This window comes from Streptomyces sp. NPDC056160 (assembly GCF_042268205.1).
Lineage (GTDB): Bacteria > Actinomycetota > Actinomycetes > Streptomycetales > Streptomycetaceae > Streptomyces.
Genome location: NZ_JBHJUW010000019.1, coordinates 55,107 through 68,206, shown reverse-complemented (window position 1 = coordinate 68,206; position 13,100 = coordinate 55,107). Strand labels below are relative to the sequence as shown.

Here is a 13,100-nt window from a genome sequence, read left to right as displayed (position 1 = left end):
ACCTCACTTCTCCGTGTGCTTCAGGACCTCGGCGAGGCTCGGCGCCTCCCGGTCCCGCCGGGACATCGATGTGACCGGCAGGGGCCAGTCGATGGCCAGCTCCGGGTCGTCGAAGGCGATCGTCACGTCCTCGGCCGGATCGTGCGGGCGGTCGATCCGGTAGGAGACGTCGGCGGGCCCGGTCAGCGCCTGGAAGCCGTGCGCGCACCCCGCCGGGATGTACAGGGTCGCCTGCGTCCGGTCGGAGAGCTCGAAGAAGGCCCGCGCGCGGTAGGTGGGGGAGTCCGGCCGCAGGTCCACGACGACGTCGAAGATCCGCCCGTACGAGCAGCGCACCAGCTTGGACTCGCCGGCGCCGGAGCGCAGGTGCAGGCCGCGCAGTACGCCCCGGACCGAGCGGGAGAGGCTGTCCTGGACGAAGGCGTCCGGGTCGAGGCCCACCGAACGGAGCACCTCGGCGTCGAAGGTGCGGGAGAAGAAGCCGCGTTCGTCGGCGTACGGCGTCGGCTCGAACAGGTATGCGCCGGCGATCGCCGGGACTTCGGTCGCTTTCATGGAGTCTCCTGCCGGGCATCGGCGTGGGCGTCGGCGTGGCTCTGGCCGGGCGCCGGGAACAGGGCCGCCGTCAAGGCGGTGAACTGGTGCCGCAGGCGCCGGGCGGCGGCCAGGTTCCGTTCGGTGAGGGTCCGCCGCACCTGTGCCGAGTGCTTCTCCAGCGCCCGGAACTGCTCCAGCAGGCGGTCGGCGTCGACCTCGCGGGCCGGGTGGCAGTACGCCTCCAGCCCCATCCGGGCCATGAGCGCGTCGCTCTTGGCCGCATAGCTGAGTGCGAGGGTCGGCGTGCCGGTCTTCAGTGCGCAGATCAGGTTGTGGTAGCGGACCGCCACCACGGTGTCGGCAGCCGCCATCTCCGTCATCAGGTCGGCCAGTGAGGCCGGTTCGGCGGCGGTGACCAGCGGTGAGTCGACCGCGTCGAGGATCGCGGCGACCACCGACGCATCGCATCGGTCGCCGGTGAGCAGCCGGACCGGCCTGCCCTCCTCGGCCAGCACGCGGACGAACCGGATCGTCCCGTCGAGGTAGCGCCGGTGGATCTCCTCGGCCCGGGCGCGGTCGTCGTTGCCGCCGTGGAAGTCCATGACACCGACGCAGACCGGGCCCGGCGAGCCCGTGGGCACGCTTCCCGGCGGTGTCGGCAGGGCGAACGCCAGGTCCGGGTAGACCTCGTCGAGCGCGGTGTCCACGCCCATCGCCCGCATCGCGTCACGGGACGGGGCGTCCCGGTAGGACCGGTACGCGGCCAGTCGCGCCGACCAGCGCACCAGGGCCCGGGTGGGCCGGTTGCCGATCTCGGCGGCGCCGACGCTGACCAGCGCGACCCGGGTGCGCAGCAGCCGGCCGCTCGCGCAGAGCAGGAACAGCGCGTACGGGAAGCCCCACGGCCGCAGCGGCAGCGTGGCCTCCAGGACGCCCATGCCCGGCACGATCACCACGTCGTGCCGGCGCACCCAGGACGCGGTGCGGACGACGTCGACGAGTTTGCCGAGCCCCTTCGCCGCGATCGCGCCCGCACGGGAGGCGGTCCGGTATTCCGCGCGGTTCCAGTGCATGCGCGTGGCAGGGATCCCGAACCGGGACGTCACGGCCTCGGGTCCGCCGCACAGCGCGTCCACGACCGCCTCCGGGTGTTCGGCGCGGAGGTAGCCGAGCACGGCCTCCAGCGACCCGTCGTTGCCGAGGTTGCCGGAACCGAGCAGGCCGAACACCCCGACGCGCACCGGGGCCCGGTCCGCCCCGGTCACGCCCGCCTCCCCTCACGGCCGGCGACGAGGGCGTCGACGGAGACCGTGATCAGGCCGGGATCGACCGGGGCGCGGTCCTCGACCCGCTCGCCGGCGCCCGGCCGGACCCGGCTGGTCATCCACGCGGCCAGGTGGCGGTAGCAGGCGCGCCGGTCGGCCGGGGAGAGCGGCGCCCGCCGGATCGCCGAGGCGAAGCCCCACACGTACTCGGCGAGCAGCCGGGGTGCCGGGTGCAGCGGGCCCGCCCGGCGCGGGTCCAGGTTGACGCACCGGGCACGCTTGGACGGGTTCGCCCGCTCGGCGCGCGTGGGGTGGTCGCGGCGGAAGTACAGCAGCTCCGGCACCTGGTGGAACGGCCCGTGGAGGGTGATCTCGGCGACGAACGTGCGGTCCGCGTGGTGGTAGCTGTCGAGCGGCTTCACCCGGCGCAGCATGTCGGCCCGCATCACCCCGTAGAAGTCGTCGCCGCCCGGCTCGAACAGCAGGCTGCGGAAGCGCTCCGGCGCGTTCGGGGAGCCGGTGGCGAGCCCGTACGCGTAGGGGACCTTCACCTGGCCGTCGCCGTCGACGACCGCCTGGTCGGTGTGCGCGAGGATCGTCTCCGGCCGCTCGTCCAGCGCCTCCACACAGCGCCGCAGCAGGTCCCGGCCGTACAGGTCGTCGTGCGAGGCCCACTTGAACAGCTCGCCGCGGGACTCGGCGAACACAAGGTTGTGGTTCGGCGTGGCGCCGATGTTCCGGGGCAGCCGGAGGTACCGGATGCGCGAGTCCCGCGCGACGTACTTGCGGCAGATCTCCCGGGTCCCGTCGGTCGAGGCGTTGTCGGAGATGATCAGCTCGAAGTCCTCGTAGGTCTGACCGAGCAGGGCGTCGAGCGACTCGGCCAGGTACTCCTCGCCGTTGTACACGGGCAGGCCGATGCTCAGCCTGGGATGGGCGGTCATGAGGTCCTCACTTCGGGGATGGGATGGCGGTGGTGCTCGCGCAGGGCGGACCGCAGTTGCAGCCACCACACGGCCGAGCCGCCGACGGTCGCCGCGGCGACGCCCCAGGCGGAGCCGGCCGTGCCCGCGGCGGCCGCTCCGCCGAGCCCGCCGCCGACGTAGCAGGCGGAGGCGAACAGCTGGCAGCGCAGGCTGCGCCGGGCCGCGCCGAGCGCGCGCAGCCCGGCCGCCGCGCCGGTGCCGAGGCCCGCGCCCGCGACGCCGAGGGTGATCTGCACGATGAGTTGTGAGGAGGAGTGCCAGACGCCGCCGAGTACGAGCTCGCCGAACCGGCCGGGCATCAGCAGCAGCGCCGCGCCCCACAGCAGCGCGCCGACGGCCTGCCCCCCGCCCAGCAGGAGGCAGAACCTGCCGGTCCGGTGCGGGGCCTGCCGCAGCACCCGTGCCGCCTCCGGGACCGTGACCAGCGAAAGCCCCATGAGCACCGCCAGGAACGGGCCGAGCAGAAGCTCGGCGCCCCGCACCGCACCCACCGCGCCGACCCCGACGATCGCGCCCAGGCCGTACGCACGCAGCTGACTGGCGCCACTGAGGCTGACGTTCTCGACCAGGTACCGGTAGCCGAGATCGCGCTGCTCGCGAAGCCACCCGCGAGCCTCGGCCGTCCGGGGCCGGATGCCGGACTGGAGGTAGCCGTATCCCGCCGCCACCGTGGCGGACGCGCTCCAGGCGAGCACGAAGGCGGCCACGCTGCCCACACGGGCCGCCACCAGCATGGCCGGGACGAGGGCGACGCCCCACACGACGTCGTTGACGAACGCCTTCCGCCCGGCGCCGGCGGCGAAGAACGAGAACCGCCAGGCGTCCTGGAGCAGCAGCCCCGGCAACAGGACACCAAGGGCGGCGAACGCGGGCCCCACGCGGCCGCCGAGGACCATCCCGCCCGCCAGGCATACCGCGCCGATGGCCGCACCGACGCCCAGTGCGGTACCCGTCGACCGGGCCACCGCCGCGCGCCAGGCCGGGTCCGGCACGCCGCTGAAGCGCACCACGAGCGGATCGGTGGCCAGCCCGCGGGAGACGTTGAGCACCACGCCGTACGTCACCCAGGCGAGGCTGAACACGCCGAACGCGCTCACTCCCAGCGAGCGGGCCACGTAGCCGCCCACCACGAAGTTGCTCACGCTGGAGGCCGCCTGGTCGGCCAAGCCCCAGGACAGCCGGCCGACGAGAGCCCGCCTGGCGGAACCGGCCGGTGCCGTGGTCTTCTCCCGCTCGGTGGCCATCGGCGTCACACCTTGATCAATTCGGCACCGCACAGGGCGTCGGCCGCGACGGCCACGGTGTCGAACGGCAGCCCGGCCCGCTCGGCGACGTCCAGCAGACTGTGCTCGCCGTCGGAGAGGCTGAGCACCCACAGCATCGCCATCTGGGCCTGCTTGGCGTCGCTGCGGCCGCCGAGCGAGTCGTACAGCCCGCGCCGGCCCAGCTGCGGCTCACCGTAGGGGCTGAGGTTGACGTACCGCCGGTTGCGGTCGAGGACGTCGAACGCCTCGCGGCAGACGGCGAGCGTGTCCGCCATCGCCCGTGGGGAGACGAAGTCCAGGTTGTCCGCCGACGTGTGGTACTCGGGGTAGCCGGCGTACGGGGTGCGGCTGAGCGAGCCCACGCCGAGGTCGAACCCGGGCGAGCAGAACTGCCGCTCGTCGTAGCCGTACGGAGTGAACTCGGCTATCCGGTGCGGGCGTTCGGAGGCGTCCAGCACGTGCCGCATCACCCGGTCGATCTCCGCGTCGCCGCGCCTGCTCTGCTTGTACGTCAGCCGGCCCTCGTCGCCGGCGCAGGCCAGCACCAGACCGTGCTTGACGCGATCTGTTCGTTGCGCGTTGCGGGCCAGCCAGGTGATCGCCCCGATGGTGCCGGGCGCGAACAGGAACCGGTAGGTGTAGTAGGGCGTCCGCTGTGCCAGCGCCCGGGCCAGGAACGTGGCGACCGCGATGCCGGCCAGGTTGTCGTTGGCCAGTGACGGGTGGCACACGTGGCAGGAGACGAGCACCTCGTCGGGGACCTGCCCGGGGACCACGTGCTCGGCGTAGGTGAGGTGGCCGTCGGCGAGCGTGGAGTCGATGCGCACCTCGTACTCGCCCTCCGGCAGGGCGTCCAGGGTCTCCTGGGCCAGGCAGAAGCCCCATTCCGGCTGGTAGTAACTGGTGCGGTACGGCACCCAGGACGGGTGGTCCGGCAGGGTGTGCAGGTGTCCGCGCAGCTCGGCCAGCGGCATGGTCGCCGACACCGGCACGCTGTAGCCGAGCACGTGCAGGCTGGATGCGGCGAAGTCGACGACCCGGTGGCCGGTGGAGTCGGCGATGTACGCGTCCCGGATGTTCCACTCCTGCGGCACGCTCCAGTCGAGCACCTGCGTCCCGGTCGGCACCTCGTGCACCCGCAGCGGAACGTACTCGTCGACGATCTGGAGGGTGGCGCGCACACCGTCGCCGGTGATGCTCCGGCACAGCGGGTACAACCGTTCCACCAGCGCGTACATCTGCTCGCCCGCCGTGGTCATCGGCGCCACCGCAGGGTGTCGTCGACGGCGCCGCTCTCGGAGGCGGCGCGCAGCACGGCGAGACGGGTGAAGCGCCGCTCGAAGTCCTCCCGGGTCAGCCCGAACTTACGGTAGGCGTCGGCGAGTTCGAGCGCGCCCTGCTTGACCGTCCACTCGCAGTCGAAGCCGGGCACCGCGGCGCGCAGCCGGGAGAAGTCCACCCGGTAGGACCGCGGATCGGCACCCATCTCCCCGGTGATCACCACCTTGGAGCCGGCCACCGCCTCGGCGACCTGCTCGGCGATCTCCGCGACGGTGACGTTGTTGACCTCGCTGCCGATGTTGAACGCCCGGTCGTGCACCGCTTCCCGCGGGGCGACCAGCGCGGCGGCGAAGGCCCGTGCGATGTCGGCGGCGTGCACCAGCGGGCGCCAGGGAGTGCCGTCGGAGAGTACGAGCACCTCGCCGGACAACAGGGCGTGCCCCACCAGGTTGTTCAGCACGATATCGGCGCGCAGCCGGGGGGAGTGACCGAAAGCGGTGGCGTTGCGCATGTACACCGGGCTGAAGTCGCCGTCCGCCAGGGCGTGCAGGTCGTCCTCCACCCGCACCTTGGACTCCGCGTACGGGGTCACCGGGCGCAGCGGGGCGTCCTCGGCCACCAGGTCGTCACCGCCGGCGGCACCGTAGACCGAGCAGGTCGACGCGTACAGGAAGCGCCGCACCCCGGCGTCGCGGGCGAGGCGGGCCAGCCGTACGGACGCGTGGTGGTTGATGTCGTAGGTCAGCTCGGGCGCCAGTGAACCCAGCGGGTCGTTGGAGAGCGCGGCCAGGTGGATCACGGCGTCCACCCCGGCCACGTGTTCGGCGGTGACGTCGCGCAGGTCCACCTGCCGACCCGGCGGGTCCGCGGGCGCGGGGCCCAGCACGCAGCCGGCGAACAGGCCGGCGTCCAGACCGACGACGTCGTGCCCGGCGGCCGCGAGCACGGGGGCCATGACGGTGCCGAGGTAGCCCTGGTGTCCGGTGAGCAGTACGCGCAAGGTTCAATCCCCCAGGTCGAGAGTGAGTTTGGTGACGGCGAACGCCTCGGCGTAGCGCGCGTGGCTTTCGATGCCGCGGATCCGGGCCAGCCCCAGGAAGGCCTCCCGGTCGTACCAGGGCCGGTGCCGCTGCGAGGGGTAGTGCTCCTGCAGCAGCCGTACTTTGCGTTCGGCGATCTGCCCGGTCAGCGGCTGGTACGCCGCCGGACGGCCCAGATCGCCGTCCCACTTGACGATCTCGTAGCCGAGCACGAGATGGTCGCGGAACGCGGTGGTCATCAGCTTCGCCAGACCGCGGTGGTCCTGGTGCGCGTCGTCGGTGCGCGGGGCCAGCACGAGGTCCGGCTCGGTCCGCTCGCGCAGCTCCTCGACCGCGGCCTTGGCCTCCTCCCAGTGCGCCGGGAACCGGCCGTCCGGCAGCTTGTCCACGCTCAGCCGCAGGTCGGCGCCCGGGCAGAAGGCGGCGAGCGCGGCCCGCTCCTCCTGCTCGCGTTCGCTGCCGCCGCCGGAGAGCACCAGCGCGTCGACGCGGACGCCCGGCCGCGCCAGACACATGGTCAGCAGGGTGCCGCCGGCGCCGATGGCGATGTCGTCGCAGTGCGCGCCCACCGCGACGATCCGGTCCAGGCGCCCGGAGCCGAGCCGGATCACGCGGTCCTCACCCCGGCCTCCGCCCCCGCGCCGTCCCGTTCCCACACGGCCCACGGGCGGTCGCCCCGGGTGTAGGCGTCGTCGAGCGCGGCCCGCTCCTTCACCGTGTCGGTCGGCTTCCAGAAGCCCCGGTGCTGGTGCGCCACCAGCCGCCCGCGTTTGGCCAGCCGGGCACATCCGTCGGCGACCAGGTCCCCGTCCTTCGGGATGTGGTCGAAGACCTCCTGGCGGAGCACGAAGTAGCCGCCGTTCTCCCACAGCGGCAGTTCGCTCACCGGGGTGATGCCGCCCACCAGGCCGTCGTCGCCCAGGTCCACGCAGTGGAACGACGACTGCGGCGGCACCACCATCATCGAGGCACCGGCGTCGCGCCGGGCGAACCGGTCGATCATCTCCGGCAGCGGCGCGTCGGTGAGCACGTCGGCGTAGTTGGCGAGGAACATCTCGTCGCCGTCCAGGTGGTGCCGCACCCGGCGCAGCCGCTCACCGATCGGTGACTCGATGCCGGTCTGCACGAAGGTGATCGTCCAGGAGGCGATGTCGGTGGACAGCAGCTCGGTCCGCCCGCCGCGCAGCACGAAGTCGTTGGAGGTCGTCTCCTCGTAGTTGAGGAAGAAGTTCTTGATGTGGTGGGCCCCGTAGCCGAGGCACAGGATGAACTCGGTGTGCCCGAAGTACGCGTAGTAGCGCATGACGTGCCAGATCAGCGGCCGCGGGCCGACCATCGCCATCGGTTTGGGCAGGTCGTCGGAGGATCCGTTGCGCATGCGCAGCCCGTAGCCGCCGCAGAACAGTACGACCTTCATGGCTTGACCTCGACAATGCTCAGTTCCGGGATGGGGAAGACCAGCCGGCCGCCCCAGGCGTGCACGAAGGACAACTGCTCGACCAGTTCGGCCCGCAGGTTCCACGGCAGGACGAGGACGTAGTCCGGCCGGTCGGCGCTGATCTGCTCGGGCGGCAGGATCGGGATGCGGGTGCCCGGGGTGAACCGGCCGTGCTTGTAGGGGTTGCGGTCGACCGTGTACGGGAGCAGGTCGGGCCGGATGCCGCAGTGGTTGAGCAGGGTGTTGCCCTTGCCGGGGGCGCCGTAGCCGACGACCGTCTCGCCGCGCTCGGCCGCCTCGATCAGGAACCGCAGCAGGTCCCGGCGCACCTTGGCCACCCGGCCGGAGAACTCGGTGTACCCGGACAGCTCCTGCAGACCCGCGGCCTTCTCCCGGGCCAGTACGTCCGCCACCCTTCCCCAAGCTCTCGCCTCCGCTCGAGCAGGGGGCACCCCATTCGTCGGCTCGCCCGCCACCTCCGCGGGCCGGGCCCACAGCCGGATGGAGCCGCCGTGCGTCGGCAGCAACTCGACGTCCACGAGGGCGAGTCCGCCGGCGGCCAGCGCCCGGGTCGCGGACGCCACCGTGTAGTACTGGAAGTGCTCGTGGTAGATCGTGTCGTACTGGTTCTCCTCGATCAGGGTCAGCAGGTGCTGCACCTCGATGGAGACCCAGCCGTCGTCGGCGACCAGGGCGCGCAGGCCCCGGGTGAACCCGACCACGTCCGGGATGTGCGCGTACACGTTGTTGGCCACGACGAGGTCCGCCGGGCCGTGCTCGTCGCGGACGCCCGAGCCGGTGGCCGGGTCCAGGAACGCCGTGAGCGTGGGCACCCCCGCGTCCCGGGCCGCGGCGCCGACGTTCACCGACGGCTCGATGCCCAGGCAGCGGATCCCGCGGTCCACCACGTGCTTCAGCAGGTACCCGTCGTTGCTCGCGACCTCGACCACGAAGGCGTCGGGGCCAAGACCCAGTCGCTGCACGGCGCCGGCGACGAACGTGCGCGCGTGCTCCACCCAGGAGGCCGAGTAGGAGGAGAAGTACGCGTACTCCTTGAAGGTCTCCTCGGGCGTGATCAGCGGCGGGAGCTGCGCGAGCCAGCAGTCGGTGCAGACCCGCAGGTGCAGCGGGAACGCCGGTTCCGGCAGGTCCAGTCGGTCCGCGGCGAGAAAACTCTCGCACGGCGGGGTCGCCCCGAGGTCGACGACGCTCGCCAGCGCCGCCGAGCCGCACAGTCGGCATCGTGTCATCTACTGCCCCCATCCCGCTCGCGCGGGCGCCCCCGCCGCGAGCCAGTGCTTGTGTCCCCTGTCGGCGACGGGCTGCCCCCGCCGCCGGACCGGCCCGCGATCGCGGAGCGGTACCCCTCCACCAGGCGCTCCAGGCCGACGGCCGGGCTGAAACCCCGCTCGTAACGGCGCCGGGCCGCCCGGCCCATCTCCTGGTTGCGCACCGCCTCGGCCGTGATCCGGCGCAGGCAGGACGCGAGCGAGGCGGGCTCGCCGGGCCGGTGCAGCAGGCCGCTCACCCCGTCCTCGACGAGTTCGACGAAGGCGCCGTGCCCGGCGGCGACCGCCGGGACCCCGGCCGCCATCGCCTCCACGACCACCAGGCCGAACGCCTCCAGCCACGTCGAGGGAGCCACCACGGCGACCGACCGCGCGACGGCCTGACGGCACTGAGCCGCGTCGTACAGGCCGACGTAGCGCACGTCGTCACGGCCCGCCGCCCAGGCGGTCACCTCCGGCTCCAGCGGCCCCGCGCCGGCGATCACGAGCGGCACTCCCGCTCCGCCGTCCGCGGCGATCTCGTCCCACGCGGCCATCAGCAGCCGCACACCCTTGGCCTCCGCGAGCCGGCCGAGATAGAGCAGGTGCTCGCCGGAGCCCGACCGGCGGACGGCCGGGTCGGGCACGAAGTTGTGCTTCACCGCCAGCCGCTCGGACGGCATGCCGGCCCGCACCAGGACCTCGCGCTGCGCCGCGGAGATGCAGAAGAACCGCTCCACCCCCGACCACCACCGCCGCCGGTTGACCGACAGGCTGACCGCCAGCGGCACCGTCGCCAGCCGGGAGCCCCGGTAGCAGCCGTGCCGGACGGCGGGCAGCGGCGCGGCCCCGACGCACTCGGCGCACGGCCGGCCGTCCCGCTGCAGCGTGCCGGGCGGGCAGACCTGGGTGTAGTTGTGCAGCGTGGCGACGGCGGGCACGCCGGCGTCGGCGCAGGCGGCCAGCACCGCGGGCGACAGGAGCGGGAAGACGTTGTGGACGTGCACCACGTCCGGCCGCTCGGTGCGCAGCCGGGCGGCCAGCTCCGCGCGGACCGCCGGGTTCCACGGCACCAGCAGCGGCACCGCGGCCTTGCCCGGCAGGGACCGGGCGGCGATGTCGTCGCTGCGCCGCTCGAACACCTCCACCCGGTGGCCGGCCCCGCGCAGCAGTGCCACCTCCTGGTCGACGACCTTGTTCTCCCCGCTCGGCTGCGCCGAGGCGTAGCGGTTGTGCACCACGAGGACGTGCATGGTCAGGTGACCTCCGATCGCCGGGCCCAGCGCGGGACGTTTCGTCGAGGGACTTCGGGCGCCGCCGGCAGGGGAGTGGCCGGGGCCGGGGTCGCCAGCAGCGAGGCGGCCACGGCCAGGTGCAGCAGATACGGCGAGGCGTCGCCCAGCCCGGCTTCGGTGTACGACGCGATCGCGCAGTAGCTGATCAGGAAGATCGCACAGGCCCTCGACAGCGACGGCGGCCGCAGCAGCGCGACGCCGCCCAGCACGAGGACCATCGCCGCCACCAGGGCGATGCCGGTCATACCCTGCTCGTTGTAGACGGCCAGCCAGCTGTCGTCGATGGGCAGCCCGCCGAACGACTTGTCGCCCAGACCCGTGCCGAACAGGTACTCCGAGGTCGTCCGGGGTGCTGCCAGCAAGGCGTCCCAGACCTTGGCCCGGCCGGTGAGGCTGCTGAAGTTCTCCTTGCTCTGACCGCGCAGGAACCACGCCTGCAGCGCGGGACCGAGCACCACCGCGGCCACCGCGGCGCACAGCACCGCCCAGGCGAAGAACCGGCGGGCGGCGGCGCTGGTCAGGACGAGCGAGCCGATGGCCAGCGTCAGCCCGATGAGCAGACCGAGCGTGGCCGTGCGGGTATGGGTCAGGGCGAGCAGGACGAGCGAGGGCACGATGACCACCGCCGCGCTGGTCCGGTCGGTCCGGCGGCCCAGAAGGAGCAGCACGGTGAGCCCGATGATCACCGCGGCGTACTGTCCGATCTGCGGCGGGGTGAGCGGCCACAACGCGCCGACCAGCCGCCCGCCGTAGAGGTCGGGCAGGGCGGCGCCCGGTGAGAGGACCGCGCCCGCGGCCACCGACCCGAGCACCACGAAGTACAGCCGGATGTGGTGCCGGACGAACGTCAGGCCGCCGTCCCACCAGCGGCTGAGCAGCCACAGCGTGCCGATGAAGAGAGCCAGCCTGGCGCAGCGGAACAGCGCGCCGAACCCGGACTCCAGGTGCACGCTGGAGATCACGCTCGGCACCAGCAGCAGGGTGAGCAGGAGCAGGAAGGCGCTGGCCCGGATGCGCAGCCGGGAATTGAGCGCGAGCGCCAGCGCGAACGCGGCGACCAGCGCGCCCATGGTGACCATCTGGATGAGGGAGCGCGGCAGCGGGACGATGGTCTTCGCCCCGGCCGAGCCGAGCGTGTTGAGGACCAGCAGCCCCCAGACCGCGCCGACGATCCTCGACGAGTGGTCCGTGCCCATCTCAACCACCGTCCTGCGCGCCGAAGGTGCTGCCCGCGTCCTGCTGGTAGGGCGCGCCCTGCCACTGCGCGGAGTCGAGCACCCGGCTCGGGTCGTGGGCGACGAACACCCACGGTCCGACGTACACGTTGTCGTGCCAGCGGTTGTGCTGCTCACGGGTGATCGCCTCGGCCACCCGCTCGCCCTGGTACGGCGACCAGTCCGGATACGTGCCGTAGTTGGCCAGCACCGCCATCCGGTCGCACTTCACCGTGCAGCCGACGACGGACTTGTCCAGCACGAAGCGGTTGCCGTGGATGTCCACCCGCTGGGTCTTCCACCGGCAGTCGGCGTACAGCGGCGCGGTGGCGATCGCCGGCCGGACGCAGCGGCGCGCGTCCTTCACCAGCAACGTGCAGTCACCGGAGGAGGTGTTGGCCGGGCTGTTGCAGAACCGGTCGGCGTTCTCCCACAGGGTGATCCCGGACCAGTTGTCCTCCAGCACGTTCCCGTAGATCTCCACCTTGTCCGTGCGGGCCCGGATCCGTGGTTCGCCGCCGGACTCGGACACGTAGACCGCCGCGAACGGGAAGGTGTCCCCGCGGTCGGCGTACCTGCGGCCCTCCACCCAGTTGTTCCGCCGGATCGTGTTCCTGCGGATGACCGCGTTGTAGCTGGTCTCGTAGATCAGCGCGGCGCCGTCGTTGGCCTCCAGCACGTTGTTCTCGATCCGGAAGTCGTTGTTGTCGGTGTCCGCCCACAGCCCGGCTCCGCGGTTGTCGTGCACCCAGTTGCCGCGTACGTCGGCGCCGTCGACGGCCCAGAACTTGACGCCGCCGGTGCAGCCGCAGCCCGGCCGCCGCCGCTCCCAGTCGTCCTTGTCGTTGCCCACGATCTCGTTGCCCTCGACCACCAGGGCGCTGATGCGGCCGGAGGCCTTGTACGCGTTCATGCCGTACTGACCGTTGCCGCGCAGGCAGCTGGCGGTGACCCGCTGGCGGGCGCCGGCCATCAGACCGGCGCCGGAGTTGTTCTGGACCGTCGCGTGCTCGATCACCCACCCGTCGGCCGAGTCGTGGTTGACCACACCCTCGTCCTGCGGCGCGACGAAACCCTGCACGGTCAGGAAGCGGATGGTGACATCGCGGGCGGTGCCGCCGAACGCGTACTGGTTGGTCCGGCGGCCGTCGAGCACCGCGCCCGGCGCGCCGAGGTAGCTGTCCCCCTCCTTGGGGATGACCTGGGCGTAGCGGTCCGGTTCGAGCACGTGCGTGCCCGGGCGGAGCCAGAACGTGGTGTGCGGAGGGCTGCTCCTGGTCTTCGCGGCCAGGTCACCGGCGACCGCCGGGTCGACCGGCACCGCGCCCGGCGGCGCCTTCGCCGGCCCGGCCGCGGGCTCTGCGCACACCCGGGCCACGGACGTGGACGGCGCAGCGGTCGGCTTCGGCCGCGCGTCCGGCGTGCTCTCGCAGCCGGTCACCGCCAGCAGGGCCAGCGCCGGCACAGCCGCCGGCACCACCCAGCGCCGCCACTTGATCCCCACTCGCCCC

12 protein-coding genes are annotated in these 13,100 nt (G+C 72.8%); all 12 read right to left on the bottom strand.

From position 1 onward, the window contains the following. Positions 1-3: 3 nt before the first annotated feature. The 12 genes from rfbC to ACFC02_RS09900 are packed head-to-tail and all read right to left on the bottom strand — an operon-like array spanning position 4 to position 13,093. Complete coding sequence (gene rfbC, locus ACFC02_RS09955; RefSeq protein WP_376354755.1) at positions 4-555, bottom strand: dTDP-4-dehydrorhamnose 3,5-epimerase; 552 nt, start codon at positions 553-555, stop codon at positions 4-6. Further along, complete coding sequence (locus tag ACFC02_RS09950; protein WP_376354752.1) at positions 552-1,802, bottom strand: polysaccharide pyruvyl transferase family protein; 1,251 nt, start codon at positions 1,800-1,802, stop codon at positions 552-554. The genes rfbC and ACFC02_RS09950 overlap by 4 nt, the downstream gene beginning before the upstream one ends. Continuing rightward, positions 1,799-2,746, bottom strand: coding sequence for a glycosyltransferase family 2 protein (locus ACFC02_RS09945; protein WP_376354749.1), 948 nt, complete (start codon positions 2,744-2,746; stop codon positions 1,799-1,801). The genes ACFC02_RS09950 and ACFC02_RS09945 overlap by 4 nt, the downstream gene beginning before the upstream one ends. Next, positions 2,743-4,032, bottom strand: a complete 1,290-nt coding sequence (locus tag ACFC02_RS09940; RefSeq protein WP_376354746.1) for a hypothetical protein — start codon at positions 4,030-4,032, stop codon at positions 2,743-2,745. Before ACFC02_RS09940 ends, ACFC02_RS09945 begins: the two co-directional genes overlap by 4 nt. Positions 4,033-4,037: 5 nt before the next feature. Then, a complete protein-coding gene (locus ACFC02_RS09935) occupies positions 4,038-5,321 on the bottom strand; it encodes a DUF4910 domain-containing protein (RefSeq protein ID WP_376354743.1) in 1,284 nt (427 codons plus the stop codon). Then, positions 5,309-6,334, bottom strand: a complete 1,026-nt coding sequence (locus tag ACFC02_RS09930) for an NAD-dependent epimerase/dehydratase family protein (protein WP_376354741.1) — start codon at positions 6,332-6,334, stop codon at positions 5,309-5,311. The genes ACFC02_RS09935 and ACFC02_RS09930 overlap by 13 nt, the downstream gene beginning before the upstream one ends. Before the next feature lie 3 nt (positions 6,335-6,337). Then, positions 6,338-6,985, bottom strand: a complete 648-nt coding sequence (locus ACFC02_RS09925) for a PIG-L deacetylase family protein (RefSeq protein ID WP_376354738.1) — start codon at positions 6,983-6,985, stop codon at positions 6,338-6,340. Further along, positions 6,982-7,791 (bottom strand): glucose-1-phosphate cytidylyltransferase, encoded by an 810-nt coding sequence (locus tag ACFC02_RS09920; RefSeq protein WP_376354735.1) that lies wholly within the window; start codon positions 7,789-7,791, stop codon positions 6,982-6,984. The genes ACFC02_RS09925 and ACFC02_RS09920 overlap by 4 nt, the downstream gene beginning before the upstream one ends. After that, positions 7,788-9,062 carry a class I SAM-dependent methyltransferase gene (locus tag ACFC02_RS09915; protein ID WP_376354732.1) on the bottom strand — a complete coding sequence of 425 codons (1,275 nt, stop codon included), beginning with the start codon at positions 9,060-9,062 and terminating at the stop codon, positions 7,788-7,790. The genes ACFC02_RS09920 and ACFC02_RS09915 overlap by 4 nt, the downstream gene beginning before the upstream one ends. Continuing rightward, on the bottom strand, positions 9,059-10,333 hold the full coding sequence (locus ACFC02_RS09910; protein ID WP_376354730.1) for a glycosyltransferase: 1,275 nt from the start codon (positions 10,331-10,333) through the stop codon (positions 9,059-9,061). Before ACFC02_RS09910 ends, ACFC02_RS09915 begins: the two co-directional genes overlap by 4 nt. A gap of 2 nt (positions 10,334-10,335) precedes the next feature. After that, positions 10,336-11,571: an O-antigen ligase domain-containing protein gene (locus ACFC02_RS09905; RefSeq protein ID WP_376354727.1), complete on the bottom strand. Its 1,236-nt coding sequence runs from the start codon at positions 11,569-11,571 to the stop codon at positions 10,336-10,338. Between the two features lies 1 nt (position 11,572). Further along, positions 11,573-13,093 (bottom strand): right-handed parallel beta-helix repeat-containing protein, encoded by a 1,521-nt coding sequence (locus tag ACFC02_RS09900; RefSeq protein WP_376354724.1) that lies wholly within the window; start codon positions 13,091-13,093, stop codon positions 11,573-11,575. Positions 13,094-13,100 lie beyond the last annotated feature (7 nt).